Below are 26,439 nucleotides of genomic sequence, written 5' to 3'. Positions count from 1 at the left end.
CGTCGTACCCAGCCCTGTCGGCACCCAGCGAACCGCTGCCCGTCGCACCCTCGTGCGCGTGCGGCGGCGGAGGAACGAGCATGAAGGTCAAGCCCAGCGTCAAGAAGGTCTGCGACAAGTGCAAGGTGATCCGCCGGCACGGTCGCGTCATGGTCATCTGCGACAACCTGCGGCACAAGCAGCGCCAGGGCTGAACCCCCGGCGTCCGGCCTGAGGGCCGGGTGCAGCAGGAGCAGATCGACCCCCGGTGCCCCTGGGCACCGGACCAGCGCACGGTCAGCACCGCGACTCGTCGCGGCGCAACCCCCGGTCGGAGGCCGGGGCCCGCAGCAGCGGGACGGCCGTGCGGACGACCTCCGAGCAGTACAGGAGCACCAGATGGCACGTCTTGTCGGCGTCGACCTCCCCCGCGAGAAGCGGCTCGAGATCGCGCTCACCTACATCTACGGCGTCGGCCGTACCCGCGCCAAGAAGACGCTCGAGGCGACCGGCATCAGCCCGGACCTGCGCGTCAAGGACCTCGGCGACGCCGAGCTGGTCGCACTTCGCGACTACCTGGACGGGAACTACAAGCTCGAGGGTGACCTGCGACGCGAGGTCGCAGCGGACATCCGACGCAAGGTCGAGATCGGCAGCTACGAGGGCATCCGGCACCGCCGCGGCCTGCCGGTGCGCGGTCAGCGGACCAAGACCAACGCCCGCACCCGCAAGGGCCCCAAGCGCACCGTTGCCGGCAAGAAGAAGGCCGGGCGCAAGTAGCCCCTCGGGCGCAGCAGCCTCAGCGCGCGCGCCCCTCCCGATCCTCAGACCAGCGTAAGGACAGAGCATGCCTCCGAAGACCCGCTCCACCTCCGCAGCGCGCAAGCCGCGCCGCAAGGAGAAGAAGAACATCGCCGTGGGCGTCGCCCACATCAAGAGCACCTTCAACAACACGATCGTGTCGATCACGGACCCCTCGGGTGCCGTCATCGCCTGGGCCTCCTCCGGCCAGGTCGGCTTCAAGGGCTCGCGCAAGTCGACCCCGTTCGCCGCTCAGCTCGCGGCCGAGGCCGCTGCCCGCCGCGCGCAGGAGCACGGCATGAAGAAGGTCGACGTCCTCGTCAAGGGCCCCGGCTCGGGCCGTGAGACCGCGATCCGCTCGCTGCAGGCGACCGGCCTCGAGGTCGGCTCGATCCAGGACGTCACGCCCCAGGCCCACAACGGCTGCCGGCCCCCCAAGCGTCGTCGCGTCTGATCCTCGGATCACCCTGACCTGCCGGGCAGACCGAGGCCCGGCAGGTGCACGTCCCCGTGATGCGTCAAATAGCGGACGCACACTGAGAGGAGCTTCACCGTGCTCATCGCACAGCGCCCGGCCCTGACCGAAGAGGTCATCTCCGAGTTCCGTTCCCGCTTCGCCATCGAGCCCCTCGAGCCCGGCTTCGGCTACACGCTCGGCAACTCGCTGCGTCGCACCCTGCTGTCCTCGATCCCGGGCGCAGCCGTCACCTCGATCCGCATCGACGGAGTGCTGCACGAGTTCAGCACCGTCCCCGGGGTCAAGGAGGACGTCACCGAGATCATCCTCAACATCAAGGAGATCGTCGTCTCCTCGGAGAACGACGAGCCCGTCGTGATGTACCTGCGCAAGCAGGGCCCCGGTGCCGTCACGGCCGCCGACATCACGCCTCCGGCCGGTGTCGAGGTGCACAACCCCGAGCTCCACCTGGCCACGCTGAACGGCAAGGGCAAGCTCGAGGTCGAGCTCACGGTCGAGCGTGGCCGCGGCTACGTCTCCGCTCAGCAGAACAAGTCGTACGACACCGAGATCGGCCGTATCCCGGTCGACTCGATCTACTCGCCCGTCCTCAAGGTGACCTACAAGGTCGAGGCGACGCGTGTCGAGCAGCGCACCGACTTCGACCGCCTGATCGTCGACGTCGAGACCAAGCCCGGCATGGCCCCGCGTGACGCTCTCGCCTCGGCGGGCAAGACCCTCGTCGAGCTCTTCGGCCTCGCCCGTGAGCTCAACGTCGAGGCCGAGGGCATCGAGATCGGGCCGTCGCCGACGGACGCCGCGCTCGCTGCCGACCTGGCGCTGCCGATCGAGGAGCTCCAGCTCACCATCCGGTCCTACAACTGCCTCAAGCGCGAGGGCATCCACACCGTGGGTGAGCTCGTGGGGCGCAGTGAGGCGGACCTCCTGGACATCCGCAACTTCGGTGCGAAGTCGATCACCGAGGTCAAGGAGAAGCTCGTGGGCCTCGGCCTGTCCCTCAAGGACAGCCCGCTGGACTTCGACCCGAGCGCGTACTACGACGACAGCGAGTTCGTCGAGGACGAGCTGTCCTGACGCTGCCCCGCCGACGGCACGTCCGGCCGGCCCTGATCTTCGAGAACTGAGGAGTACGACATGCCTACGCCCACCAAGGGTCCGCGGCTCGGCGGTGGACCGGCCCACGAGCGGCGCATCCTCGCGAACCTCGCGACGAGCCTGTTCGAGCACCGCCGCATCACGACCACCGAGACGAAGGCCAAGCGCCTTCGTCCGCTGGCCGAGCGCATGATCACGTTCGCCAAGCGCGGCGACCTGCACGCACGCCGCCGCGTGCTGACGGTCGTCCGGGACAAGGGCGTCGTGCACGCCCTGTTCACCGAGATCGCCCCGGCCATGGCCGAGCGTCAGGGTGGCTACACGCGGATCACCAAGATCGGTCCCCGCAAGGGTGACAACGCGCCCATGGCCGTCATCGAGCTCGTCATGGAGCCCGTGAGCCCGAAGCAGGCGACCGTGCGCGAGGCCGAGAAGGCCACCAAGCGTGCGGCAGCCCCCACGAAGGACGTAGCCCCGGTCGAGGAGGCTCCCGTCGAGGAGACCGTCGCCGAGGAGACCGCGGTGGAGAGCACCGAGGTCGAGGAGTCCGCAGAGGCCGACAAGGCCTGAGCAGCCCCGTGCCGATGTCAGCGAGCCCGGACCACCACGGTGGTCCGGGCTCGCTGCCGTCCGGGGGGTCGGGTACCGGGGTCCCGGTCGTCCTGCTGCACGGGGCACGGACCTCCTCGACGATGTGGCGGGCCCAGGTCCGCGCGCTCCGCGGCGGTCGCCGGGTCGTCGCACCGGACCTGCCCGGGCACGGGTCCCGGCGCGGAGAGCCCTTCACCCTGGACGCCGGCCTCGACACCGTGCGCGCGGCGATCGACAGCGTCGGGGGACGCGCAGTGGTCGTGGGGCTGTCCCTCGGTGGGTACCTTGCGCTGACCGTCGCCGCGCGGGAGCCCTCGCGGGTCGTGGGCGTGGTCGCCGCGGGCTGCAGCACGAGCCCCGGTGGGCCGTTGACCTGGGGATGGCGCCAGGCCGTCCGGGTGATCGAACGCTCACCGGATCGTGGCGCCTGGCTCAACCGGACCCTGGTGCGTCTCCTGCTCCCGGAGCAGGGCGCGGCAGACGTCGCGGAGGGCGGATTCGCCCTCGACGTCATGGGTGACCTGATCGAGGAGATCGGCCGGCTCCGGCCGCTGCGTGAGCTGCCGGCGGTCACCTGCCCGCTCTGGCTCGTCAACGGGCGGTGGGATCACTTCCGTCGGCAGGAGCGGCAGTTCCTGCGTGCCGCCACGGGCGCGGCCTCGGCCCGGTTGGTCGTGGTCCCCGGCGCGAGCCACCTGGTGAGCCTCGTGCGGCCGGTCGCGTTCACGCGGGTACTCCTCGAGGTCCTCGACGAGTGCGATCGGGCGGCTGCCGCTGAGGCGTGACGCCGACCGGCTCAGCGGTCCCCGTCGACCTCCCGGCTCGCGGTGGTGAGCTCCCAGGCGCGCACTCCGCCGACGATCCCTGCGGAGTTCGGCACGATGACGACGTCGTCGCCGAGCGCCTCGAGGACGGCCGGGCGGATCCGGCGGGAGTTCCCGCCGCCGATGTACAGCCGGTCCCAGTGCACGACCGGTCGCAGCCCGTCGACGGCCCGTCGCACCCGCCGCGACCATGCCGCGTCCCCGAGGAGCAGCCGCTGGTGCTCGCCGAGGTAGGCGTCGTAGGTCGTCGACTTGCGCACGGGGGCGTGGGAGAGCTCCAGGTGCGGTGCGAGCAGCCCGCCGTCGAACAGCGCCGAGCCGAGCCCGGTGCCCAGGGTCAGGACGAGCTCGAGTCCGCTGCCGGAGACGACACCGGCTCCGTGCACCTCGGCGTCGTTGAGCACCAGCGTGGGGTAGCCGAGCGCTGCGGAGAGGGTCGAGGCCATGTCCGTCCCCGCCCAGGCGAGCACGAGCTCCGGGTCCACCGGCGAGCGCGGACCGCTGCGGGTCACGTAGTGCGGGGTCGCGATGACGACGCCGTGCCGGATCATCCCGGGCATGCCGACGGTCGCGCGGACGGCCCGCGGCAGGCCCTCGGCGATCTGCACGACCGTCTCGACGAGCCGCTCGGGCGGCAAGGGGTAGGGCGTGGGCACCCGGATCGCCGGTGCGTGCATCGTGCCCGCCGCGTCGAGCACCGAGGCCTTGATGCCGCCGCCCCCGCAGTCCACGGCGAGAGTCAGGCCCTCGGCGGGGCGCGCAGGTGAGGAGGCGGTCACCTGCGACAGGGTAGCGAGGCGGGCCGCGATACCGTGCCCGGGTGGACGACGCCGCTGCCCTCCGGATCCGCCTGGATCTCGCGTACGACGGGACCGACTTCGCAGGCTGGGCCACCCAGCCGGGCCTGCGGACCGTCCAGGGCACGCTCGAGTCGGCGCTCGGGACGGTGCTGCGCTGCCCCGACCCGCGGCTGACGGTCGCCGGCCGGACAGATGCCGGGGTGCACGCCCGCGGACAGGTCGCGCATGTCGACCTCGAGCCGGGCGTCTGGGAGGCGGTGCGCGGGCGGATGGACGGCTCGGGCCCCGCTCTCGTCCGCCGCCTCGCGGGGGTGCTCCCTCGGGACGTCGTCGTGCGTCGTGCGGAACCGGCGCCGGTGGGCTTCGACGCCCGGTTCGGCGCCCTGCGGCGCCGCTACGTGTACCGGCTCGTCGACGACCCGATGCTCGTGGACCCGCTGCGTCGGGCGATGGTCGTCCGGCATCCCGTCGCCCTGGACGCGGAGGCGATGGATCGCGCCGCCGGGGCACTGCTCGGCCGACGCGACTTCGCGGCGTTCTGCAAGCCGCGTGCCGGCGCGACGACGATCCGCACCCTCGAGGAGCTGAGCGTGGATCGGCCGGGTGCCGGACCGGACGCGGGGCTCGTGACCGTGACCGTCCAGGCCGACGCGTTCTGCCACAGCATGGTGCGGTCCCTGGTCGGCGCGCTTCTCGGCGTGGGGGAGGGGCGACGACCCGTCGAGTGGCCGGGCGAGCTCCTCGCGGGTGCGGAGCGACGGAGCGTCGTGGCGCCGGCGCACGGGCTCACGCTCGAGCGTGTGGACTACCCGCCAGATGCCGAGCTCGAGGCGCGTGCGCTGGCGACGCGGGCCCGGCGCAGCGCCGGTGAGGTGGACCGTGCCGCGCCGGCCGACCCCGAGGTCAGTCCTCCTCGATGACGTGGACGGCGGCCTCCTCGGCGCTCGCCCCGCCGCCGGAGATGCCCTCGTCCGTCGCGTACACGCTCGCGGCGCCGCGGCCGGTCGGATCGGTGACGCCCGCGCTGAGGCGCCCGGCCCGGTCGGGCTCGCGCCCCCCGGCTCCGACCTGCTCGGTGTCCCAGACCTCCGGCTCCTCCTGATCGACCCGATCGTCGATGCTGTCGCCCGCGTACTGCTCGCGCTCGGTCTCCAGCCGGTGGCGCCCTGGGCGCTCGCGGGGGCTCCAGCCCTGGTCCAAGGGGTCGTCAGGGCCCCCGTCGATCAGGGTGTCGGCAGGGTCCAGCTGGTCGGTGTCGCCCTCGGCGCCGGTCTCCGGGTCCGGGGTGGTTCCGGGTGTCTGGCTCATGGGGCCACGCTGGCACCGAATGGCCGATCGCGCACCCCGGTGGGCCGGCGGTGGCATTGACGTCGACCTGGGCGCATCGGTCGGGGGAGAATCGCCCGCGTGGGACACCTGGACATCAGCGACGTGGGGTACGTGCTCCCCGACGGAAGGCCGCTCCTGGCCGGGATCGACCTGAGGGTCGGTGACGGCGCCAAGATCGCGCTGGTCGGTCCGAACGGCGCAGGGAAGACGACGCTGCTGCGGATCGTCGCAGGGGACGAGGCCCCGCACAGCGGGAAGGTCACCCGGAGCGGAGGGCTCGGCGTGATGCGTCAGATGGTCGGCCGGATCCACGACGACCGCTCCGTGCGGGACCTGCTCGCCTCGCTCGCCTCGGCACCGGTCGCCGCTGCGGCGGTGGAGCTCGCGGCCGCGGAGCTCCAGATCATGACGGTCGACGACGAGCCCGCGCAGATGCGCTACGCCCAGGCGCTGGCGGACTGGGCGGACGTCGGCGGCTACGACGCGGAGGTGGGCTGGGACCGGGTCACGGATGCGGTGCTCTCGATCCCCTTCGACCGCGCCCAGGACCGCGAGGTGCGGACCCTGTCCGGAGGAGAGCAGAAGCGCCTCGTGCTCGAGGCCCTGCTTCGCGGGCCGGACGAGGTCCTGCTGCTCGACGAGCCCGACAACTACCTCGACGTGCCGACCAAGCGCTGGCTCGAGGAGCAGCTGGCCGCCTCGCCCAAGACGGTGCTGTTCGTCAGCCACGACCGCGAGCTGCTCTCCCGCACCGCGACCAAGGTCGCGAGCCTGGAGCCCCAGGTGACCGGGTCGACCCTGTGGGTGCACGGCGAGGGCTTCTCGACCTTCGGCCAGGCCAGGGCGGACCGTCGGTCCCGCCTCGCCGAGCTGACCCGCCGATGGGAGGAGGAGCGCGCCCAGCTGCGCGAGCTCGTCCTGACCCTGAAGACGAAGTCGGCCTTCAACGACGGGCTCGCCTCGCGGTACCAGGCAGCGCAGACGAGGCTGCGCAAGTTCGAGGAGGCAGGTCCGCCGCCGGAGATGGCGCGGGACCAGGACGTGCGCGTGCGGCTGGTGGGGGGCCGGACCGCCAAGCGGGCGGTCGTGGCCGAGAACCTCGAGCTCACCGGCCTGATGCGGCCCTTCGACCTCGAGGTGTGGTTCGGCGAGCGGGTGGCCGTCCTCGGGTCGAACGGGTCCGGGAAGTCGCACTTCCTGCGGCTGCTCGCTGCAGGCGGGAGCGACCCCGACCGTGAGCATGCTCCGGTGACCGAGGACGGCACCTCGGCCCCTGAGCCCGTGCGGCACTCGGGGCGGGTCGTCCTCGGCTCCCGGGTGCGGCCCGGGTGGTTCGCGCAGAACGACACCCACCCCGAGCTCGCCGATCGCACCCTGCTGGAGATCCTGCACCGCGGGGAGGGGAGCAGGGAGGGTATGGGCCGGGAGCAGGCGAGCAAGGCCCTCGACCGCTACGAGCTCGTCGCCGCGGCCGAGCAGAGGTACGGCACGCTCTCCGGAGGGCAGCAGGCGCGGATGCAGATCCTCCTGCTGGAGCTCGGCGGGGCGACCCTGCTGCTGCTCGACGAGCCGACCGACAACCTCGACCTGCACTCGGCGGAGGCGCTGGAGCGCGGACTGGCCGCCTTCGAGGGGACGGTGATGGCCGTCACCCACGACCGGTGGTTCGCGCGCGGCTTCGACCGCTTCCTGCTGTTCGGCGGCGACGGCGCGGTCGTCGAGACGCCGGAGCCCGTCTGGGACGTCGCCAGGGTGGACCGCGCCCGCTGAGCCCGCCCTGCGGTGCTCAGCGGAGCAGGGACACGGCGATCGCCACCATCACCGCAGCCACCAGGAGGTCGAGCACCTGCCAGGCGCGGGGGCGGGCGAAGACCGGCGCGAGCCGCCTCGCGCCGTAGCCCAGGGCGGTGAACCACAGCAGGCTCCCGAGGATCGCACCCCCGGCGAACGACCACCGCCCGTCGGGGCCGTGATGGGCGGACAGGCTCCCCAGCAGGACGACGGTGTCCAGGTAGACGTGCGGGTTGAGGAACGTCAGGCCGAGGGTGGTGAGCAGGATCGCCCCGAGCCGGGCGGGGGAGTCGGCAGCGGGGTCGAGGCGCTCCGGCCGTCGGGCCCGCCGGACGGCCGCTGCCGCCAGGAGCAGGAGGAAGCCGGCGCCGAGGACGCGCACGGCCTGGAGGGCGGTCGTCGACCCGCTGACGAGCGTGCCGAGGCCGGCCGCCCCCGCAGCGATGAGCAGGGCGTCGGACAGCGCGCAGACAGCGACCACCGCCAGCACGTGCTCGCGGCGGATGCCCTGACGGAGCACGAAGGCGTTCTGCGCGCCGATGGCGACGATCAGGGACAGGCCGGTGAGCAGACCCGTGAGTGCTGCCGCGCCGTCGATGGAGCTCATGGGACGGACGCTAGGGGGGGTGCGGCCCGGAAGACCAGTTCACCTTTCTGGGGAACCATGAGAATCTCTTCACATGGAGTGGGACAGGGCTCAGCTCGCCGCCCTGGCTGCTGTCGTCGAGGAGGGCAGCTTCGAGGGAGCGGCGCGACGGCTCCACCTGACTCCCTCCGCCGTGAGCCAGCGCATCAGGGCACTGGAGGCCCGCGCCGGGCAGGTGCTCGTCCGTCGCGCACGACCCGGTGGGGCGACGCGTGCCGGGACGGTGCTGGTGCGTCTCGCGGGCCAGATCGCCCTCCTGGAGCATGAGGTGGCGACCCTGCTCGGGACCGAGGACGACAGGGGTCGCACCGGACCGTTCACGGTCACCCTCGCGGTCAACGCGGACTCCCTCGACTCGTGGTTCGCCCCCGTGCTGCTCGACCTCCCCGACGGGATCGTCCTCGACGTGCGCACCGCCGACCAGGACCGCAGCGCCGATCTCCTGCGCGACGGGACGGCGATGGCCGCCGTGACCGCCGACCCGAGCCCGGTGCAGGGCTGCCGGTCCGTCCCGCTCGGGGCGATGCCGTACCTCGCCGTCGCAGCGCCCGACTTCCGTTCCCGGTGGTTCCCCCGAGGGGTCGACGCCTCGTCGCTCGCGCAGGCGCCGCAGGTCGCCTACGACCCGCACGACGCGCTCCAGCGGCGCTTCGCCGAGCAGCACGGTGCCCAGGACGCGGCTCCCGTCCACCACGTCCCCGCGCAGCGGGCCTTCACCGCGGCCATCGGTGCGGGGCTCGGCTGGGGGATGGTGCCCTCCGCTGCGGCGGCTCCGCTGGTCGCGCGTGGCGACCTGGTCGAGCTCAGCCCCGGCAGCACCGTGGACGTGCCCCTCGTCTGGCAGCACTGGCGCCTCGACTCGCCGGTGCTGAACCACCTCACCGACGCGGTGCGTCGGGCTGCCGCCCGGGCGCTGCGCTCCTCGTTTTGACCCTCTCGCCGCCGGGAAGGTACTCTGGCATGTCGTTGTGCGTCCCCGTCGAGCCGTCAGGCCGTGGGAGACGCCGGCGCCCGACCTCATCGGCGCTCATCGCCACCGGACCTCGCGTCCGGCGGCGCCCGGGTTCCGATGCACCTCATCAGCGATAGAGACGAAGGCTACGACCGTGCGCACGTACACCCCGAAGCCCGGCGACGTCGAGCGGACCTGGCACGTCATCGACGCGACCGACGTTGTCCTCGGCCGTCTGGCCACCCAGATCGCCACGCTCCTGCGTGGAAAGCACAAGGCGACGTTCGCCCCGCATGTCGACGGCGGTGACTTCGTCATCGTCATCAACGCCGAGAAGGTCGCCCTGACCGGCAACAAGCGCGAGCAGAAGCTCGCCTACCGCCACTCGGGCTACCCGGGCGGTCTGCGGGCGGTGGCCTACTCGGACCTGCTCGCCACGCACCCGGAGCGCGCGGTGGAGAAGGCCGTCCGCGGCATGCTCCCCAAGACCTCGCTGGCCCGCACGCAGATGGGCAAGCTCAAGGTCTACGTCGGCTCCGAGCACCCGCACTCGGCGCAGCAGCCGAAGCCCTTCGAGATCACCCAGGTCGCGCAGTAGGCCCCGCCTGCTGACGATCACCCACCAGGACGCGAGGACACCACCAGTGGCCGAGACCACCGACGACTTCGAGGGCGAGACGCCCACGAACTACACCTCCGAGACCAGCGCCCCCACCGGGCGTGGCCAGAGCCTCACGGCTCCGGGCCAGGCGCTCGGCCGCCGCAAGGAGGCCGTGGCGCGCGTGCGTCTCGTCCCCGGCACCGGCACGTGGAAGATCAACGGGCGCACGCTCGAGGACTACTTCCCCAACAAGGTGCACCAGCAGCTGGTGAACAGCCCGCTGGCGCTCGTGGACGTCGAGGGTCGCTTCGACGTCATCGCGCGCATCAACGGCGGTGGCGTCACCGGTCAGGCCGGCGCCCTCCGCCTCGGCATCGCCCGCGCCCTGAACGAGATCGACGCCGAGCACAACCGCCCGGCGCTCAAGAAGGCCGGCTTCCTCACGCGTGACCCGCGTGCGGTCGAGCGCAAGAAGGCCGGTCTCAAGAAGGCCCGCAAGGCGCCTCAGTACTCCAAGCGCTGATCCAGCCTCACGACGGCCCCGATGGATTCCATCGGGGCCGTCGTCGTTCCCGCACCCGCTGCGCGATGCCTGTGCCAGGGTGACTGATGCAGCTCTTCCCTCAGGAGGCACGATGCCCAGGTTGTTCGGTACCGACGGAGTGCGGGGCCTGGCCAACCGCGACGTGACGGCGGAGCTCGCCCTCGACGTCTCGGTCGCCGCAGCGCACGTGCTGGGCACCTCCGGCGTCTTCGAGGGTCACCGACCGCGGGCCGTCGTGGGCCGTGACCCCCGTGCCTCTGGCGAGTTCCTCTCCGCAGCGGTCGCCGCGGGCCTGGCCAGCGCGGGGGTCGACGTCACCCACGTCGGCATCCTGCCCACCCCCGGAGTCGCGTTCCTCACGGCGGCGCTGGACGTCGATCTCGGCGTGATGCTCTCCGCCTCGCACAACCCGATGCCCGACAACGGGATCAAGTTCTTCGCCAAGGGCGGGCACAAGCTCGCGGACGACCTCGAGGACGCCATCGAGCGGCGGATGGGCGAGCCGTGGGAGCGGCCGATCGGCGCGGCCGTCGGCCGGATCTCCGTCGACCCGGGAACCAGCGCCGACCTGTACGTCGAGCACCTCGTGGCGAGCCTCGGCGACGAGCCTGCTCCGCTCGAGGGCCTGCGGATCGTCGTCGACTGCGCGAACGGGGCAGCGAGCGAGGTGGGGCCGGCGGCGTTGCGCGCGGCTGGGGCGGACGTCGTCGTCATCAACGCCTCGCCCGACGGTCGCAACATCAACGAGAAGAGCGGGAGCACCCACCCCGGCCAGCTCCAGGCCACCGTCGGCGCAGCAGGGGCCCATCTCGGGGTGGCGTTCGACGGCGACGCGGACCGCTGCCTCGCCGTCGACGCCGACGGCAACCTCGTCGACGGTGACCAGATCATGGGCATCCTCGCGGTCGCGCTCAGGGAGGCGGGCGGCCTGTCCTCTGACACCCTGGTGACCACGGTCATGAGCAACCTCGGCCTCCAGCTCGCGATGGACGCCGCGGGTATCCGCACGGTGCAGACCGGGGTCGGCGACCGCTACGTCCTGGAGGCCATGCGGGCAGGCGGCTACGCCCTCGGCGGCGAGCAGTCGGGGCACCTGATCATGTCGCGCTACGCGACGACGGGGGATGGCACCCTCACGGCCCTGCACCTCGCGGCGCGGGTCGCCGCCACCGGTCGCACGCTCGCGGACCTCGCCTCACAGGTCCCTCGGCTGCCCCAGGTGCTCGTCAACGTCCCGGGCGTGGACCGCGGCCGGGCCTCCGTCGACGAGGGCGTCGCGGCGGCCGTCGCCGAGGCCGAGGCCGAGCTGGGCCAGACCGGGCGGGTGCTGCTGCGCCCCTCGGGCACCGAGCCGCTGGTCCGGGTCATGGTCGAGGCCGCTGACCAGGAGCATGCGGATCGGATCGCGCGGCGACTCGCCGACGTGGTGCTCGCGCGGCTGGCGCTGTGACCGGACGGCACAGCGACGACGTGCACGTGCCGGACGACCCGGGGGTGCACCGGCGCCCGGATCACCCCCAGGAGGGGGTCGAGGACCGGGTGCTGCGGGACAGGGTGGCCGAGCTGCTCGAGGGCCCCGTCCCGTTGCCGATCGTCCAGGCCGGCGACCCCGTCCTTCGTCGACGTGCCGCCCCGTACCGCGGTCAGCTCGGCTCGCGCACCCTCGGCCGGCTCGTGGAGGCCATGCGGGTCACCATGCTCGAGGCACCGGGGGTGGGCCTCGCGGCACCGCAGGTCGGTGTGGGCCTCGCGCTCGCGGTGATCGAGGACCCGGGCGCACTCGACCCGGAGCTCGCCGTCGCGAGGGAGCGGGTGCCCGTGCCCTTCCGGGTGGTGCTCAACCCCGAGTACACGCCCGTCGGACCGGAGCGGGTCTCGTTCTACGAGGGCTGCCTGAGCGTCGCGGGGTGGCAGGCCGTCCGCTCCCGCTGGCGTGCCGTGCGCCTGACCGGGATCGACGAGCGCCTCAGCCCGCTCGACGAGCTGCTCAGCGGGTGGCCGGCGCGGATCGTCCAGCACGAGACGGACCACCTCGCAGGAGAGCTCTACCTCGACGGCGCAGAGCTGCGGTCGCTCCTGGCCCCCGGTGAGGCGTGGCGCCATGCCGGGGAGATCGGGCCGGAGCGTGCCGCGAGGGAGCTGGGCTTCCGGCTCGACGGGCTGTCGGAAGAGGTCTGACCCGCGGTTCGGGGTCGATTCGGGGACATCCCCCATTCCCGGTGCAGGGAATCCCTCCTACGGTGGGGGCACGGCGGCGGCCCTCGCCGCAGGAGCGAGAGGAACCGACGGCGTGGAGCAGTGGATCGAGGCGCTGTCCGGCTCGCCATGGGTGTTCGTGGCGCTCTACCTCTTCGCCACCATCGACGGGTTCTTCCCGCCGGTGCCGAGCGAGTCGGCGGTGATCGCGCTCGCCGCGCTCGGGGCGAGCACCGGGAGCCCGAGCATCGCGCTGATCGGTGCCGTCGCCGCGGCCGGCGCCTTCAGCGGGGACCAGATCGCCTACTCGATCGGTCAGCACCTTCCCCTGCGTTCCTGGCGCTTCATGCGGGGACGGCGTCAACGGCGCGCGCTGGACTGGGCCGAACGGGCGCTCGAACGCCGCGCGGGGGTGTACATCATCGCCGCGCGGTACATCCCCGTCGGCCGGGTGGCGGTGAACATGACCGCGGGGGCGGTCGGCCTGCGTCGGCTGCGGTTCACGGCACTCGCCGCGATCGCCGCCGTCAGCTGGTCCGGCTACTCCGTGCTGCTCGGGGTCAGCGCCGGGACCGTGCTGGAGGGGCGCCCGGTCCTCGCTGTCGCCGTCGGCGTCACGGGAGGTCTGCTCCTCGGAGCGGTGCTGGACCCGATCCTGACCTGGTTCGGGCGCACCTTCCTGGGGATCGAGCCCGTCGACCACTCCCACGCCGCTGAGGAGATCCAGGACGAGCAGCAGGCACCTGACGGCACCGCCTGATCAGAGCTTGCGCAGGCGGACGCGTTCGACGGCGTGATCCGGGCCCTTGCGCAGCACGAGGGTGGCCCGGCCGCGGGTGGGCAGGACGTTCGCCACCAGGTTCGGCTCGTTGATCGTGTCCCAGACCTCCTGCGCCCGCCGGACGGCGGCCTCGTCGTCGAGGGATGCGTACCGATGGAAGTAGGAGCTCGGATCGGCGAACGCGGTGGCGCGCAGGCTCAGGAACCGGTCGACGTACCACTGGCGGACGTCCCGGGTCCGCGCGTCGACGTAGATCGAGAAGTCGAAGAAGTCGCTCACCGCGAGGTTCGAGCCTCCCGCGCCCGTCGCGCGCGCCGGTTGGAGGACGTTGAGGCCCTCGACGATGAGCACGTCCGGCCGGCGCACGACGACCTGCTCCCCGGGGACGATGTCGTAGGTCAGGTGCGAGTAGACCGGTGCGGCGACCTCCGACCGCCCCGTCTTCACGGCGGCGAGGAAACGCAGCAGGGCGCGACGGTCGTAGGACTCCGGGAAGCCCTTGCGCTCCATCAGCCCCCGACGTTCCAGCTCGGCGTTCGGCAGGAGGAACCCGTCGGTGGTGATGAGCTCGACATGCGGGGTCGCCGGCCAGCGGGCGAGCATCTCGCGCAGGACGCGCGCCGTCGTCGACTTCCCGACGGCGACCGACCCGGCGATCCCGATCACATAGGGGGTGCGCACCGTCTCGTCGCCGAGGAAGCGGGAGGAGGCGGAGTGGAGTCCACGCGTCGCCTCGATGTACAGCGCGAGCAGCCGCGAGAGCGGGCGGTAGACGACGTCCACCTCGGCGAGGTCGATCGGGTCGCCCAGTCCGCGCAGCCTGCGCACGTCCTGGTCCGTCAGGGGCAGGGGGGTCGACCTGGACAGCCTGCGCCACGCCTCGCGGTCGAGGTCGACGTACGGCGTCGTCGAGGCGAGGGTCGGAACTGCCATCGGGCCAGTGTGCCCGATCACGGGCCTGGGCGTGGCCGTCGCCCACCCGGGGCGGTGCTGCGCGGGCGAGGGCCGGGTCGAGAGCTGCGCGGTTAGACTCCGGGCCATGTGCGGAATCGTGGGTTACGTGGGGGAGCGGGTCGCCGGAGCGCGCCCGCTCGAGGTCGTCATGGGCGGCCTCGCCCGGCTGGAGTACCGCGGGTACGACTCGGCGGGGGTGGCCCTGGTCACCGGGGACGGACTGGTGACCGCCAAGAAGGCGGGAAAGCTCGTCAATCTCTCCGGCCTCCTCGAGGACGCGCCGCTCCCCCTGGCGACGGCGGGGATCGGCCACACCCGGTGGGCGACGCACGGCGCACCCAACGACCTCAACGCCCACCCGCACCTCTCGGAGGACGGGCGGGTGGCGGTCATCCACAACGGGATCATCGAGAACTTCGTCGTCCTGCGCGCCGAGCTCGTGGCGGCCGGGGTGCACCTGGCGAGCGAGACGGACACCGAGGTCGTCGCGCACCTGCTCGGTGCCGCCTACGACGAGCTGGGCGACCTGACCTCGGCGATGCAGCAGGTGGCGCGCCGCCTGCAGGGGACCTTCACGCTGCTCGCGGTGCACGCCGACGCCCCCGACGTCGTCGTCGGCACCCGGCACGACTCGCCGCTCGTCGTCGGTCTCGGCGACGGCGAGAACTTCCTCGGCTCGGACGTCGCGGCGTTCATCGCGTACACGCGCGAGGCGATGGAGCTCGGGCAGGACGAGATCGTCACGCTCACGCCCGAGTCGGTCTCGGTGATCGACTTCGACGGCAACGCGGTCGAGCCCCACCGCTACACCGTCGACTGGGACGCCTCCGCCGCCCAGAAGGGCGGCTTCTCCTCGTTCATGGACAAGGAGATCCACGACCAGCCGCAGGCCATCGCCGACACGCTGCTCGGTCGCACGGATCTCTCGGGACACCTGGTGCTCGACGAGATCCGGGTCGACGAGGCGGTGCTGCGTCAGGTCGACAAGATCATCGTGATCGCCTGCGGGACCGCCGCGTACGCGGGACAGGTCGCCAAGTACGCGATCGAGCACTGGTGCCGGATCCCGGTCGAGGTCGAGCTCGCGCACGAGTTCCGGTACCGCGACCCGGTCGTCAACGCCAAGACCCTCGTGGTGGCCGTCTCGCAGTCCGGCGAGACGATGGACACCCTGATGGCCGTCCGGCACGCCCGCGAGCAGGGCGCGACGGTGCTCGCCATCGTCAACACCCATGGGTCGACGATCCCGCGGGAGTCCGACGCCGTCCTCTACACGCACGCCGGGCCCGAGGTCGCCGTCGCCTCGACGAAGGCCTTCCTCGCCCAGATCACCGCCGCCTACCTCCTGGGCCTCTACCTGGCCCAGCTGCGCGGCACGAAGTTCCCCGACGAGATCGCCGAGCTCCTCGACGACCTCCGGGAGATCCCGGCCAAGGTGCAGACGGTCCTGGACGGCGCCGACCACGTGCGCGACGTCGCGCGGGCGATGAAGGACGCGCCGTCGGTGATCTTCCTCGGGCGCCACGTCGGGTACCCGGTGGCGATGGAGGGGGCGCTCAAGCTCAAGGAGATCGCCTATCTGCACGCGGAGGGCTTCGCGGCCGGCGAGCTCAAGCACGGGCCCATCGCGCTCATCGAGCCGGGTCAGCCGGTCTTCGTCATCGTGCCGAGCCCGCGGGGACGCGACGTGCTGCACAGCAAGGTCGTCTCGAACATCCAGGAGATCCGCGCCCGCGGTGCTCGCACGCTCGTCATCGCCGAGGAGGGCGACGAGGACGTGCTCCCCTTCGCGGACGAGGTCTTCTTCGTGCCGCAGACGGCAACCCTGCTCGCCCCGCTCGTCTCCGTCGTCCCGCTGCAGCTCTTCGCGTTGGAGCTCGCGACGGCGAAGGGGCTGGACGTGGACCAGCCGCGCAACCTGGCCAAGTCCGTCACGGTCGAGTAGTGCGCGCGCACCTGCCGCGGCCCGGGTCGCGGACGGTGCGTCGGTGGGCCGCGCCGACCCATCGGAGCGCGGCGCGCAGCACGCGGGACGGTGTCGGCGACAGGAGGCACCGTCCGGTGCCGACGGGACAGCAGGGGAGTGGTCGATGATCGTGGGTGTCGGGATCGACGTCGTCGACGTCAGCCGGTTCATGGCGACCCTCGAACGTGCCCCCGGCCTGCGCGAGAGGCTCTTCACCCCGGTCGAGCGTGACCTGCCGGCGTCCTCGCTCGCGGCCAGGTTCGCCTCGAAGGAGGCGATCGCCAAGGCGCTCGGCGCACCGGGCACGATGAGCTGGCAGGACGCGACGGTGCACCGCATCGTCGGCGGTCCCCCCGTGGTGGAGATCACCGGGACGGTCGCGGCCCGCGCCGCCGAGCTCGGGGTCGACCGCTTCCACCTCTCGATCTCCCACGATGCCGGGATCGCCTCCGCGATGGTCGTCGCCGAGCGCGACGTCTGACCGCCCGACCCCTCCGGGCCCCGTGGAGCCGTGGAGCCGTGGAGCCGGCGCAGTCGGTGCGGTCGGGAGCGGCGGCGATCGTGAAGCGTGAAGGGTTGGCCCCGGGAGGCGGGGCAAACCCTTCACGGTGGCGGCGTGGGGGCATGGGGCGGCCGGGTGACCGGGGAGGGCGGGGTGCTGCCAGGTGGGGCCGGGTGACCGGGCAGGGCGGGGTGCTGCCAGGTGGGGCCGGGTCACCGGGTGCCGCTGGGTGCCGCGGGGTGGGTTCCCGACGGTCAGCGCAGCGCCGGGATGACCTCGCGCTCGAAGAGCTCGATCCCGGTGCGGTCGTAGGCCGCCTCGGCGAAGTAGGTGATCGCGTAGGTCATGCCGAGCGCCTTCAGCTCGGTGAGCGTCGCGACGATCTCCTCAGGAGTGCCGACCAGCGGGCCGTTGCGCAGGTCGGCCGTGCGGTCGGCGGCCCGTTCCGGCACGACGCGCGCCACGTGGTCCTCGAACCACGCGAGCCGATCGTCCACCTCGGCCCGGGTCGCGCCGATGACGACGTTGTAGTTGGCGGAGCGGGTGATCGCGCCGAAGTCGCGGCCGAGGTCGTGGCAGTGGCCCTCGAGCACGGAGGACTTGTGGGCGAAGTCCTCGGGCGCGCCGGCGAAGTTCGTGTACTGCGCGTACTGGGCGGCGATGCGCAGCGTCTTGCGCTCGCCGCCACCAGCGATCCAGAAGGGGATGCCCCCGTCCTGGAGGGGCTGGGGGTACACGCGCGCGCCGCTGACCTGGTAGTACTCGCCGTCGAGCGTCGCCTCGCCGGTCTCCCATGCCTGCTTCATGATCTGCACGCCCTCGTCGAGGGCGGCGATCCGCTTGCCGGCCGTCGGGAAGCCGTAGCCGTAGGCGAGCCACTCGTGCTCGTACCAGCCGGCGCCGATGCCCATCTCCACCCGTCCCCCGGAGATCACGTCGACGGTGGCCGCGACCTTCGCGAGGTACGCCGGGTTGCGGTACGCCATGCAGGTGCACATCTGGCCCAGCCGCACGCGAGAAGTGGCCGCCGCGAAGGCCGCCATCAGGGTCCACGCCTCATGGGTGGCCTCGGTGGTCGGCTCGGGGACCGTGTGGAAGTGGTCGTAGACCCAGATCGACTCCCACTCGCCTGCGTCGGCATGCTGGGCGAGGGCGTTCATGGTCGCCCACTGCCGGGAGGGCTCGATGCCGACGAGGTCGAGTCGCCAGCCCTGCGGGATGAAGAGTCCGAAGCGCATGGTTCCAACCTAGCCGCGGAATCCGCTGTGCCCTGAGGAGACGGGTGCTGTTGACTCCCGGTATGCGTCCCGAGCAGCTGCTGACGGAGTTCCATGAGCAGGTTCGGCTCCAGGACCGCGACAGCCCGCCGGGCCGCGTCGTGGACCGTGACGGACCCGTGCACCGCAGCTACGAGGCGGATCCCGCCGTGCGCGGGGCGATGATCGAGTCGCCGAGCGGCCTCGGGCCGGATCCGGACCTGTGGATCGCCCGGCAGGTCGCCTTCTTCGGCGAGCGGCGGCAGGACGTGGAGTGGAAGGCGTACTCCACCGACGAGCCTGCCGATCTCGGGCAACGCCTGGTGGCCGCTGGATTCGTCGCCGAGGAGGTCGAGTCCCTCGTCCTGGGCAGTGCCGCCGACCTGGTGCACGAGGTCCACCTCCCCTCGGGGGTGCGGATCCGTGAGATCTCGAGCGACGAGGACTGGGACCGGACGCTGGCGATGATGGGCGCGGTCTGGGGTGAGGGCGCCGAGTGGGTCAGCCACCGGCTGCGGGCGGAGCAGCGCGAAGCGCCGGAGCTGTTGCGGGCCGTCGTCGTCGAACAGGGCGATCCAGGGGACCCGACGGCCCCGCCGACCGGCCCCGTCCTGTCCTTCAGCATGCTGCGCCCGACGCCCGGCACACGCTTCTGCGGTCTGTGGGGCGGCACCACGGACGCCGCATGGCGAGGACGGGGGCTCTACCGGGCGAGCGTGGCCTGGCGCGCGCGGCTCGCCCTCGATCTCGGCTACCCCAGCGTGCGCGTGGACTGCTCGGCCGACTCCCTGCCGATCCTGGTGCGCCTGGGGCTGCACGCCGTCGCGACGACGACGCCGTACGTGCTGCGCTTCTGAGCCCCGCCGCGTGGGAGGCGGCTGCGGCTCAGGCCTCTGCCGGGTCGTACCCCAGGTTCGGGGCGAGCCAGCGCTCGGCCTCCGCCATCGTCCACCCCTTGCGCTCCGCGTAGTCGGCGACCTGGTCCCTGGCGATGTGGCCGAGCGCGAAGTACCGCGACTGCGGGTGGGCGAGGTACAGCCCGGAGACCGCAGAGGTCGGCGTCATCGCGAAGGACTCCGTCATCGCCATCCCGATCTCCTCGGTGCCCAGCAGCACGGCAAGGGTGGCCTTCTCGGTGTGCTCCGGCTGGGCGGGGTAGCCGGGGGCGGGACGGATCCCCGCGTAGCGCTCCTTGATCAGCTCGGGGACGGCGAGGTCCTCGTCCGGCGCGTAGCCCCAGTGCTCGACCCGGACGGCGCGGTGCAGCCACTCCGCGAAGGCCTCGGCGAGCCGGTCCGCGACGGCCTTGACCAGGATCGACGTGTAGTCGTCCCCCGCGGCCTCGTACCCGGCTGCGAGCTCGTCGGCGCCGTGGATGGTGACGGCGAACGCGCCGATATGGTCCCCGGCCGGGGCGATGAAGTCGGCGAGTGCCGTCAGCGCGCCCGTGCGCTGCCGCTGCTGGCGCAGGGTGTGCAGGACGGCGATCGGGGTCGTGGAGCCGGGAACGGGCTCGCAGACCTCGATGTCGTCGCCGAGCGGTCGCGCGGGCCACAGCCCGTAGACACCCCTGGCCGTCAGCAGCCCCTCGTCGACGATCCGGGTCAGCAGGGACCGCGCGTCGGCGAAGAGCAGCCGGGCCTGCTCACCCTGGCGCGGGTCGGAGAGGATCCCCGGGTACGAGCCGCGCAGCTCCCAGCTGGTGAACAGCGGGGTCCAGTCGATCACCTCGGCGATCTCGGCGATGCTCGGGCTCACCAGGTGCCGGCCCAGGACGCGGGGCGCGGGCTGCGGGGGAAGCGTCAGCACGGCTGCGCGCTCGCGGGCCTCGCTCAGCGGGACGAGCTCCTCGTCGCGGTCCTGGTGCCTGCCGCGCAGGATCTCGTAGTCGGCGCGTACGCGTTCGGCGAGCTGCTCGGGCTGGGCGAGCAGCTCCGCGACGACGCCGACGGCCCGGCTCGCGTCCACCACGTGCACGACGGTGCTGGTGTAGGCCGGGTCGATCTTCACGGCGGTGTGCGCGCGGCTCGTGGTCGCCCCGCCGACGATCAGCGGGGTGGTGAGCCCGCGCCGCGTCATCTCCGTCGCGATCGCGACCATCTCGTGCAGGGACGGGGTGATGAGCCCGGAGACGCCGATGACGTCGGCCTCGAGCTCTGCGGCCGCCGCGAGGATCTTCTCGGCCGGGACCATGACGCCCAGGTCGTGCACGACGTAGCCGTTGCAGCCCAGCACCACCCCGACGATGTTCTTGCCGATGTCGTGCACGTCGCCCTTGACCGTCGCCATCACGACGGTGCCCTTGCCGCGCGGACCGACCTCGCCGGCCGCCTCCAGTGCCGCCTTCTCCGCCTCGAGGTGCGGGGTGAGCTGGGCGACAGCCGCCTTCATCACCCGGGCCGACTTCACCACCTGGGGCAGGAACATCTTCCCCGCCCCGAACAGGTCACCGACCTCGTTCATCCCGTCCATCAGCGGGCCCTCGATCACGGCGAGCGGTGAGCCGAGCAACGCGAAGGCCTCCTCCGCGTCGGCCGCCACGTGCTCGACGAGTCCGTGCACGAGCGCGTGGCGCAGGCGGTCCTGCACGGGCAGCTCGCGCCAGGCCGCCGATGCGGCCGCCTCCTTGGTCACGCCCTTGTAGGTCTCGGCGAGGGCGATCAGTCGCTCGGTCGCATCGGGCCGGCGGGCCAGGACGACGTCCTCGACGGCCTCGCGGAGGGCGGGGTCGAGGTCGGCGTCGACGGTGAGCATCCCGGCGTTGACGATGCCCATGTCGAGCCCCGCGGCAACGGCGTGGGTGAGGAAGACGGCGTGCATCGCCTCGCGCACCGCGTTGTTGCCGCGGAAGGAGAACGAGACGTTGGAGATCCCCCCGCTCGTCAGCGCTCCGGGCAGGTGGGTCTTGATCCAGCGGACGGCCTCGATGAAGTCGATCGCGTAGCGGTCGTGCTCGCTCATCCCGGTCGCGACGGTCAGCACGTTCGGGTCGAAGATCACGTCGTGCGGGGCGTAGCCCGCTTCCTGGGTCAGCAGGCGGTACGCCCGCGCGCAGATCTCCTTGCGGCGATCGAGGGTGTCGGCCTGGCCGTTCTCGTCGAAGGCCATGACGACGACGGCCGCCCCGTAGCGACGGACCCGGCGCGCGCGCTCGAGGAACCGCTCCTCGCCGTCCTTGAGCGAGAGCGAGTTGACCACGGACTTGCCCTGGACCCGGCGCAGCCCTGCCTCGAGCACCTCCCAGTCCGAGGAGTCGATCATCACCGGCACACGGGCGATGTCCGGCTCGACGGCGATGAGGTTGAGGAAGCGCGCCATCGTCTCCGGGCCGTCGAGCATGCCGTCGTCGACGTTGACGTCCACGAGCTGTGCGCCGCCCGCGACCTGCTGCGCAGCGATCGCGACCGCCGCGGCGTCGGTCCCCGCCAGGATCTCCTTGCGGAAGCGCGGGCTGCCGGTGAGGTTGGTGCGCTCGCCGACGTTGACGAAGGGGATCTCCCCGCTCAGGGCGAGCGGCTCGAGCCCCGCCAGGCGCAGGTGGTCGGCCGGAGGCGGAGGCACCCGCGGGCTGACCCCCTCGACCGCGGCCGCGAAGGCGCGGATGTGGTCGGGGGTCGTGCCGCAGCAGCCGCCGACGATGTTGAGCAGCCCCTCGCGCGCGAACCGGCCGAGCACCTCTGCCATCTGCTCGGGGCTCTCGTCGTACTCGCCGAAGGCGTTGGGCAGGCCGGCGTTCGGGTGCGTCGAGACGAGAGCCGTGGTGCTCGCGGCGATCTCGCGCAGGTAGGGGTGCAGCGGCTCCGGCCCGAGCGCACAGTTCAGGCCGAGCGCGAGCAGATCCGCGTGCTCGGTGCTGATCGCGAAGGCCTCCGGCGTCTGGCCGGACAGCGTGCGGCCGCTCGCGTCGGTGATCGTCCCGGACAGGATGATCGGGACGCGGTGGCCCGTGGCGGCGAAGACCTCCTCGCAGGCGAACAGCGCGGCCTTGGCGTTGAGCGTGTCGAAGACGGTCTCCAGCAGGAGCAGGTCCACCCCCGCCTCGACGAGGGCGGTGATCTGCTCGCCGTAGGCCGTGGCAAGGTCCTCGAAGGTGATGTTGCGGAAGCCGGGCCGCTCGACGTCGGGGGACAGGCTCGCGGTGCGGTTGGTCGGACCGACGGCGCCCGCGACCCATCGCGGTCTGCCGTCCCGCGCCTCGGCCGCATCGGCCTCTGTGCGAGCGAGCTCGACCGCCTGCCGGTTCATCTGCCCGACGAGGTGCTCGGTGCCGTAGTCGGCCTGCGAGATCGCGTTGGCGTTGAAGGTGTTGGTCTCGGAGATGTCCGCCCCGGCGTCGAAGTACGCGCGGTGGATCCCCGCGACGATCTCCGGCCTGGTCAGCTGGAGGAGGTCGAAGTTGCCCTGGTAGGTCCGCGCGGGGTCGTCGCCCTCGAATCGGAAGTCGGACTCGTCGAGCTCTGCGGACTGGAACATCGTCCCCCAGGCGCCGTCGAGCACGAGGATGCGCTCGCGCGCAGCCTCCTCGATTCCGGGTCGGCCGGTCACGTCCACCTCGCAGGGTCGGGGGGATCGGCGGCGCAGCGGCACTCGTGGAGCCGGTCACCCGTCGGTGCCGCAGGCCCGCGCGATCGCGCCGAGTGTACGACTCGGCCGCCGGCCACCAGGATGGAGTCCATGCGCGAGGCCCGTACCGCTGACCACGTCCGTTCCGCCGAGCTCCCGCTGCTGGCCCTCGAGAGGGGCTTCTCCGGCGGTCTGATGCACCGTGCGGCGTGGGCGCTGGCTGCGGCCGCGCGCCGTGAGCTGACCGCCGACGGTGTGCGGCCGGCAGGGGCGAGCGTGGTGGGGCTCGTCGGTGGCGGCAACAACGGTGGGGACACCTTGTACGCCCTGGCGCTGCTCGCCGCACGCGGGGTGCGCGCGACGGCGATCGCCTCGGGCCCGGTGCACGAGGGCGGGCTCGCCGCGCTGACCCGCGCGGGTGGGCAGGTGCTGGCGGTCGACCAGGGGGCCCCTGGCGAGCAGGTCTGGCTCGGGGACGCCCTCGCCGAGGCCTTCGGCGCGGACCTGGTGCTCGACGGGCTGCTCGGCATCGGGGCGAGGGGCGGCCTGCGCGGCACCCCTGCGCGCATCGTCGAGCTGCTCACCGGGCTGCTCGCGGCCGTCGAGGCGAGCGAGGCCCTGCCGCGGGTGATCGCCGTGGACGTGCCCAGCGGGATCGGGGTCGACGACGGGACGATCCCCGGCCCGGTGCTCCCGGCCGACCGCACGGTGACCTTCGGGGTGGCCAAGGCCGGGCTCCTGCTCCCGCCGGCGACCGCGCTCGCGGGGCGAGTCGAGGTCGTCGACCTGGGCCTGGCGGAGCACCTCGACGCGCTCGGCGCGCCCGCCGTGCTGCGGATGGAGGCGGAGGACGTCGCCGGGCTGTGGCCCGTGCCGGGCCCGGCCGACGACAAGTACCGGCGTGGGGTGCTCGGCGTCGTCGCGGGGTCCACCGGGTACCCGGGGGCTGCGGTGCTGACGGTCGACGGCGCGCTCGGCGCCGGCTGCGGGATGATCCGCTACCTCGGACCGCGGCGGGCGACGGAGTCGGTCGTCGCGGCACACCCCGAGGTCGTGGCCGCCGAGGGGCGCGTGCAGGCGTGGGTGCTCGGCCCGGGGGTCGCCGGGGACAAGCAGCAGGAGCGTGTCGCCGCCGTCCTCGCCGCTCTCGGGGACCTCCCGGCCGTCGTCGATGCCGGAGCGCTCGGTTGCCTGCCCGCGAGGGTCGGTCCCCGAGTGGTGCTCACCCCGCACGCGGGGGAGCTCGCGACGTTGCTCAAGGCCCGTGGTGCGGATGTGGACCGTGCAGCGGTGGAGGCCGAGCCGCTCCGCTGGGCGACCGAGGCCCAGCGGAGCACCGGGGCCACCGTCCTGCTCAAGGGCTCCACGACGATCGTCGTCGGGCCGCAGGAGGTGTGGAGCCAGGCGGAGGCCGTTCCGTGGCTCGCGACGGCCGGATCCGGTGACGTCCTGGCGGGGGTGCTCGGTGCGCTGCTCGCCGGGAGCTGGGACGCGATCGCGCAGGACGCCTCGCTGGTCGCGCGGCTCGCCGCCGCTGCGGCCTTCGTGCACGGCCGCGCGGCGCACGAGGCGAACCCGGGAGGCCCGGTGCGCGCCTCTGGTGTCGCGGCCACCGTCCCGGCCGTCGTCGCGAGGCTCCTGTCGTGAGCACGCCCGTGGAGCGGGCTCTGACGCTCGCAGCGCAGGGGCGGGTGCTGCTCGGGATCACCGGGCCGCCGGGGGCGGGCAAGTCCACGCTCGCGCAGGCGATCGTCGACGGCGCCACGGCTGCCGGGGTCGAGAGCGTCCTGGTGCCGATGGACGGGTTCCACCTCGCGAACGCCGAGCTCGAGCGTCTGGGGCGACGCGAGCGCAAGGGAGCGCCGGACACCTTCGACGCCGCAGGCTTCGTCGCCCTGCTCGAACGGATCCGTCGGCAGGGGCCGGCCGACGGGCCCGTGTACGCCCCGCTGTTCCAGCGTGCGAGCGAGGCAGCGCTCGCGGGTGCTGTGCCTGTGCCCCCCACGGCGAGGCTCGTCGTCGTCGAGGGGAACTACCTCCTGCACGACGAGGGCGTCTGGTCCGGCGTCCTCCCGCTGCTCGACGAGTGCTGGTACGTCGACCTGGACGAGTCGGTACGCGTCGAGCGGCTCATCGCCCGGCACGTGGCGCACGGGCGCTCTCCCCAGGCTGCGAGGGAATGGGTGATGCGCTCGGACGAGGCGAACGCCAGGCTCGTGGCGCGCGGACGGGACCGCGCGACGCTCCGGGTCGCGGCGATGGAAGACTGAGGGCGTGAGCGACTTCCCCGCCCGTGCCGTCATCGACCTCGCGGCGATCCGAGGCAACGTCCGTGCCCTGAAGGAGCGGGCCGGTCGGGCCGAGGTGATGGCCGTGGTCAAGGCGGACGGCTACGGCCACGGTCTGGAGCAGACGGCCCGCGCGGCGCTCGCGGGTGGCGCGACGTGGCTCGGGGTCGCCCAGCTCTCCGAGGCTCTCGCCCTGCGCGCCTTCGGGGTCGACGCCCGGCTGCTGACCTGGCTCTACGCCCCGGGCGCCCCGCTCGCGGCTGCTCTCACGGCCGGGATCGACCTCTCGGTCGGTGCGCCGTGGGCACTGGCGGAGGTGCTGGACGCCGCGCGCGCGACCGGCCGCACGGCCCGGATCCACCTCAAGGTCGACACGGGGCTCGGCCGCGGAGGCACGATGCCGCGCGACCTCGACGCGCTGGCGTCCGCGGCCCTCGCGGCCGAGGCGGAGGGGCTGGTCTCGGTGGTGGGGATCTGGTCGCACCTGGCCTTCGCCGACGCCCCGGACCACCCGACCGTCCTCGCGCAGGCCGAGGTCTTCGCCGAGTCCGTCGCCCTCGTCGAGTCACGCGGCGCCCGGCTCGAGGTCCGTCACCTGGCCAACTCCGCGGCCACGCTGACCAACCCGGCCATGCACTACGACCTGGTGCGGCCGGGGCTCGCCGTCGTCGGCCTGTCCCCGGTGCCGCAGATCGGCGGGCCCGCGCAGTTCGGCCTGACCCCGGCGATGCGCCTGGAGGCCGAGCTGATCCTGACCAAGTCGGTCCCGGCGGGCCAGGGCGTCAGCTACGCGCACGCCTACGTGACCGGGCAGGAGACGGTGCTCGGCGTCGTGCCGCTCGGCTACTCCGACGGCGTCCCGCGGCATGCGTCCGGCACTCCGGGCCAGGCCCGGCCGGACGGCGGCTCGGGCACACTGGGCGCGCCCGTCCAGATCGGCGGGCGGCGCCTCGGCATCGCCGGGCGGGTGTGCATGGACCAGGTCGTCGTCGACCTCGGGCCCGGAGCGAAGGAGACGGCGGGCGAGCGCGTCCTGCTGTTCGGCAGCGGGGCGGACGGGGAGCCGACGGCCGAGGACTGGGCGCGGTCCGCGGGCACCATCTCCTACGAGATCGTCACACGGCTGGGCGCGCGGGTCCCGCGGGTCTACACGGGAGGGCAGGACGCATGAACGAGACGGAGGAGCCGATGGCTGCCGACGACGCAGCGACGACCGTCCAGGTGGTGCTCCCGGATGCCGAGTCCACCCGTGCCTACGGCCTCGCGCTCGCCGGACTCCTGCGCGCGGGGGACCTCGTGGTCCTCACCGGGCCGCTCGGTGCGGGCAAGACGACCCTCACTCAGGGGCTGGGTTCCGGCCTCGGGGTGCGCGGGCAGGTGGCCTCGCCCACGTTCATCATCGCTCGCGTGCACCCCTCGCTCGGCGACGGGCCGCCCCTGGTGCACGTGGACGCCTACCGCCTCGGCTCGCTCGAGGAGCTGGACGCCCTCGACCTGGACGC

27 protein-coding genes are annotated in these 26,439 nt (G+C 72.9%); 21 read left to right on the top strand and 6 right to left on the bottom strand.

Annotated features, from left to right (window positions below):
• Positions 1–80: 80 nt before the first annotated feature.
• From rpmJ to ABWK99_RS00655, 6 genes are all read left to right on the top strand, one after another.
• A complete protein-coding gene (gene rpmJ / locus ABWK99_RS00680) occupies positions 81–194 on the top strand; it encodes a 50S ribosomal protein L36 (protein ID WP_361575239.1) in 114 nt (37 codons plus the stop codon).
• A 184-nt stretch (positions 195–378) separates the two neighbouring features.
• Entirely contained in the window at positions 379–759 is a 381-nt protein-coding gene (gene rpsM / locus ABWK99_RS00675; protein ID WP_372592762.1) for a 30S ribosomal protein S13, read from the top strand.
• A 67-nt stretch (positions 760–826) separates the two neighbouring features.
• Positions 827–1,234, top strand: a complete 408-nt coding sequence (gene rpsK, locus ABWK99_RS00670) for a 30S ribosomal protein S11 (RefSeq protein ID WP_372592761.1) — start codon at positions 827–829, stop codon at positions 1,232–1,234.
• A 99-nt stretch (positions 1,235–1,333) separates the two neighbouring features.
• A complete protein-coding gene (locus ABWK99_RS00665) occupies positions 1,334–2,332 on the top strand; it encodes a DNA-directed RNA polymerase subunit alpha (RefSeq protein ID WP_372592760.1) in 999 nt (332 codons plus the stop codon).
• 60 nt (positions 2,333–2,392) lie between these two features.
• Positions 2,393–2,923 (top strand): 50S ribosomal protein L17, encoded by a 531-nt coding sequence (gene rplQ, locus ABWK99_RS00660; RefSeq protein WP_372592759.1) that lies wholly within the window; start codon positions 2,393–2,395, stop codon positions 2,921–2,923.
• A 14-nt stretch (positions 2,924–2,937) separates the two neighbouring features.
• The gene (locus ABWK99_RS00655) at positions 2,938–3,729 is read left to right on the top strand and encodes an alpha/beta fold hydrolase (RefSeq protein WP_372592758.1); all 792 of its coding nucleotides are present in this window, start codon (positions 2,938–2,940) and stop codon (positions 3,727–3,729) included.
• A gap of 11 nt (positions 3,730–3,740) precedes the next feature.
• On the opposite strand, the gene ABWK99_RS00650 is transcribed toward ABWK99_RS00655, so the two are convergent.
• Positions 3,741–4,547 (bottom strand): ROK family protein, encoded by an 807-nt coding sequence (locus ABWK99_RS00650; RefSeq protein ID WP_372592757.1) that lies wholly within the window; start codon positions 4,545–4,547, stop codon positions 3,741–3,743.
• A gap of 41 nt (positions 4,548–4,588) precedes the next feature.
• Here ABWK99_RS00650 and truA point away from each other — a divergent pair, with 41 nt between their 5' ends.
• Complete coding sequence (gene truA / locus ABWK99_RS00645; protein WP_372592756.1) at positions 4,589–5,488, top strand: tRNA pseudouridine(38-40) synthase TruA; 900 nt, start codon at positions 4,589–4,591, stop codon at positions 5,486–5,488.
• On the opposite strand, the gene ABWK99_RS00640 is transcribed toward truA, so the two are convergent.
• Complete coding sequence (locus tag ABWK99_RS00640; RefSeq protein ID WP_372592755.1) at positions 5,472–5,876, bottom strand: DUF5709 domain-containing protein; 405 nt, start codon at positions 5,874–5,876, stop codon at positions 5,472–5,474. The two genes, truA and ABWK99_RS00640, sit on opposite strands and share 17 nt — an antisense overlap.
• A gap of 99 nt (positions 5,877–5,975) precedes the next feature.
• On the opposite strand from ABWK99_RS00640, the gene ABWK99_RS00635 reads away from it, so the two are divergent.
• Positions 5,976–7,667, top strand: coding sequence for an ABC-F family ATP-binding cassette domain-containing protein (locus ABWK99_RS00635; protein ID WP_372592754.1), 1,692 nt, complete (start codon positions 5,976–5,978; stop codon positions 7,665–7,667).
• Positions 7,668–7,683: 16 nt separating this feature from the next.
• On the opposite strand, the gene ABWK99_RS00630 is transcribed toward ABWK99_RS00635, so the two are convergent.
• Positions 7,684–8,295 (bottom strand): LysE/ArgO family amino acid transporter, encoded by a 612-nt coding sequence (locus tag ABWK99_RS00630; RefSeq protein WP_372592753.1) that lies wholly within the window; start codon positions 8,293–8,295, stop codon positions 7,684–7,686.
• A gap of 73 nt (positions 8,296–8,368) precedes the next feature.
• Here ABWK99_RS00630 and ABWK99_RS00625 point away from each other — a divergent pair, with 73 nt between their 5' ends.
• From ABWK99_RS00625 to ABWK99_RS00600, 6 genes are all read left to right on the top strand, one after another.
• Positions 8,369–9,265 carry a LysR family transcriptional regulator ArgP gene (locus ABWK99_RS00625; RefSeq protein ID WP_372592752.1) on the top strand — a complete coding sequence of 299 codons (897 nt, stop codon included), beginning with the start codon at positions 8,369–8,371 and terminating at the stop codon, positions 9,263–9,265.
• 175 nt (positions 9,266–9,440) lie between these two features.
• On the top strand, positions 9,441–9,884 hold the full coding sequence (rplM, locus tag ABWK99_RS00620; protein WP_372592751.1) for a 50S ribosomal protein L13: 444 nt from the start codon (positions 9,441–9,443) through the stop codon (positions 9,882–9,884).
• A 46-nt stretch (positions 9,885–9,930) separates the two neighbouring features.
• Positions 9,931–10,410: a 30S ribosomal protein S9 gene (gene rpsI / locus ABWK99_RS00615; RefSeq protein WP_372592750.1), complete on the top strand. Its 480-nt coding sequence runs from the start codon at positions 9,931–9,933 to the stop codon at positions 10,408–10,410.
• A gap of 112 nt (positions 10,411–10,522) precedes the next feature.
• A complete protein-coding gene (glmM, locus tag ABWK99_RS00610; RefSeq protein ID WP_372592749.1) occupies positions 10,523–11,881 on the top strand; it encodes a phosphoglucosamine mutase in 1,359 nt (452 codons plus the stop codon).
• The gene (locus ABWK99_RS00605) at positions 11,878–12,609 is read left to right on the top strand and encodes a peptide deformylase (protein ID WP_372592748.1); all 732 of its coding nucleotides are present in this window, start codon (positions 11,878–11,880) and stop codon (positions 12,607–12,609) included. Before glmM ends, ABWK99_RS00605 begins: the two co-directional genes overlap by 4 nt.
• A 112-nt stretch (positions 12,610–12,721) precedes the next feature.
• Entirely contained in the window at positions 12,722–13,387 is a 666-nt protein-coding gene (locus ABWK99_RS00600; RefSeq protein ID WP_372592747.1) for a DedA family protein, read from the top strand.
• Here ABWK99_RS00600 and coaA read toward each other — a convergent pair whose 3' ends face one another.
• The gene (coaA, locus tag ABWK99_RS00595; protein ID WP_372592746.1) at positions 13,388–14,341 is read right to left on the bottom strand and encodes a type I pantothenate kinase; all 954 of its coding nucleotides are present in this window, start codon (positions 14,339–14,341) and stop codon (positions 13,388–13,390) included. It abuts the gene before it with no gap.
• Positions 14,342–14,447: 106 nt separating this feature from the next.
• On the opposite strand from coaA, the gene glmS reads away from it, so the two are divergent.
• Positions 14,448–16,307 (top strand): glutamine--fructose-6-phosphate transaminase (isomerizing), encoded by a 1,860-nt coding sequence (gene glmS, locus ABWK99_RS00590; protein WP_372592745.1) that lies wholly within the window; start codon positions 14,448–14,450, stop codon positions 16,305–16,307.
• Positions 16,308–16,452: 145 nt separating this feature from the next.
• A complete protein-coding gene (locus ABWK99_RS00585; RefSeq protein ID WP_372592744.1) occupies positions 16,453–16,809 on the top strand; it encodes a holo-ACP synthase in 357 nt (118 codons plus the stop codon).
• Positions 16,810–17,084: 275 nt separating this feature from the next.
• Here the strand turns inward: ABWK99_RS00585 and ABWK99_RS00580 are convergent, their stop codons facing one another.
• On the bottom strand, positions 17,085–18,068 hold the full coding sequence (locus ABWK99_RS00580; RefSeq protein WP_372592743.1) for an LLM class F420-dependent oxidoreductase: 984 nt from the start codon (positions 18,066–18,068) through the stop codon (positions 17,085–17,087).
• Positions 18,069–18,130: 62 nt separating this feature from the next.
• Here ABWK99_RS00580 and ABWK99_RS00575 point away from each other — a divergent pair, with 62 nt between their 5' ends.
• Positions 18,131–18,943 carry a GNAT family N-acetyltransferase gene (locus ABWK99_RS00575; protein WP_372592742.1) on the top strand — a complete coding sequence of 271 codons (813 nt, stop codon included), beginning with the start codon at positions 18,131–18,133 and terminating at the stop codon, positions 18,941–18,943.
• Between the two features lie 28 nt (positions 18,944–18,971).
• Here ABWK99_RS00575 and metH read toward each other — a convergent pair whose 3' ends face one another.
• Positions 18,972–22,637, bottom strand: a complete 3,666-nt coding sequence (metH, locus tag ABWK99_RS00570; RefSeq protein WP_372592741.1) for a methionine synthase — start codon at positions 22,635–22,637, stop codon at positions 18,972–18,974.
• A gap of 123 nt (positions 22,638–22,760) precedes the next feature.
• Between metH and ABWK99_RS00565 the strand changes: the two genes are divergently transcribed.
• The 4 genes from ABWK99_RS00565 to tsaE form a co-directional block, all read left to right on the top strand.
• The gene (locus tag ABWK99_RS00565) at positions 22,761–24,296 is read left to right on the top strand and encodes a bifunctional ADP-dependent NAD(P)H-hydrate dehydratase/NAD(P)H-hydrate epimerase (protein WP_372592740.1); all 1,536 of its coding nucleotides are present in this window, start codon (positions 22,761–22,763) and stop codon (positions 24,294–24,296) included.
• Positions 24,293–24,919: a nucleoside/nucleotide kinase family protein gene (locus ABWK99_RS00560; protein WP_372592739.1), complete on the top strand. Its 627-nt coding sequence runs from the start codon at positions 24,293–24,295 to the stop codon at positions 24,917–24,919. Before ABWK99_RS00565 ends, ABWK99_RS00560 begins: the two co-directional genes overlap by 4 nt.
• Positions 24,920–24,923: 4 nt before the next feature.
• Positions 24,924–26,108 (top strand): alanine racemase, encoded by a 1,185-nt coding sequence (gene alr / locus ABWK99_RS00555; protein WP_372592738.1) that lies wholly within the window; start codon positions 24,924–24,926, stop codon positions 26,106–26,108.
• On the top strand, positions 26,105–26,439 hold a 335-nt coding region (gene tsaE / locus ABWK99_RS00550), incomplete at its 3' end, for a tRNA (adenosine(37)-N6)-threonylcarbamoyltransferase complex ATPase subunit type 1 TsaE (RefSeq protein ID WP_372592737.1). The genes alr and tsaE, both read left to right, overlap by 4 nt.

This window comes from Actinotalea sp., assembly GCF_041597215.1.
In the GTDB taxonomy this organism is placed as follows: domain Bacteria; phylum Actinomycetota; class Actinomycetes; order Actinomycetales; family Cellulomonadaceae; genus Actinotalea.
Note: the sequence above shows the minus strand (reverse complement) of the source record. Positions and strands in the feature narration are given on the sequence as shown.

Coding starts and splice junctions, on each gene's coding strand:
- rplQ (WP_372592759.1), top strand. CDS start 2,393: ATGCCTACGCCCACCAAGGGTCCGCGGCTCGGCGGTGGACCGGCCCAC.
- glmM (WP_372592749.1), top strand. CDS start 10,523: ATGCCCAGGTTGTTCGGTACCGACGGAGTGCGGGGCCTGGCCAACCGC.
- ABWK99_RS00575 (WP_372592742.1), top strand. CDS start 18,131: ATGCGTCCCGAGCAGCTGCTGACGGAGTTCCATGAGCAGGTTCGGCTC.
- ABWK99_RS00630 (WP_372592753.1), bottom strand. CDS start 8,295: ATGAGCTCCATCGACGGCGCGGCAGCACTCACGGGTCTGCTCACCGGC.
- ABWK99_RS00640 (WP_372592755.1), bottom strand. CDS start 5,876: ATGAGCCAGACACCCGGAACCACCCCGGACCCGGAGACCGGCGCCGAG.
- ABWK99_RS00565 (WP_372592740.1), top strand. CDS start 22,761: ATGCGCGAGGCCCGTACCGCTGACCACGTCCGTTCCGCCGAGCTCCCG.
- rpmJ (WP_361575239.1), top strand. CDS start 81: ATGAAGGTCAAGCCCAGCGTCAAGAAGGTCTGCGACAAGTGCAAGGTG.
- rpsM (WP_372592762.1), top strand. CDS start 379: ATGGCACGTCTTGTCGGCGTCGACCTCCCCCGCGAGAAGCGGCTCGAG.
- ABWK99_RS00585 (WP_372592744.1), top strand. CDS start 16,453: ATGATCGTGGGTGTCGGGATCGACGTCGTCGACGTCAGCCGGTTCATG.
- coaA (WP_372592746.1), bottom strand. CDS start 14,341: ATGGCAGTTCCGACCCTCGCCTCGACGACGCCGTACGTCGACCTCGAC.
- glmS (WP_372592745.1), top strand. CDS start 14,448: ATGTGCGGAATCGTGGGTTACGTGGGGGAGCGGGTCGCCGGAGCGCGC.
- ABWK99_RS00625 (WP_372592752.1), top strand. CDS start 8,369: ATGGAGTGGGACAGGGCTCAGCTCGCCGCCCTGGCTGCTGTCGTCGAG.
- ABWK99_RS00580 (WP_372592743.1), bottom strand. CDS start 18,068: ATGCGCTTCGGACTCTTCATCCCGCAGGGCTGGCGACTCGACCTCGTC.
- rpsK (WP_372592761.1), top strand. CDS start 827: ATGCCTCCGAAGACCCGCTCCACCTCCGCAGCGCGCAAGCCGCGCCGC.
- ABWK99_RS00655 (WP_372592758.1), top strand. CDS start 2,938: ATGTCAGCGAGCCCGGACCACCACGGTGGTCCGGGCTCGCTGCCGTCC.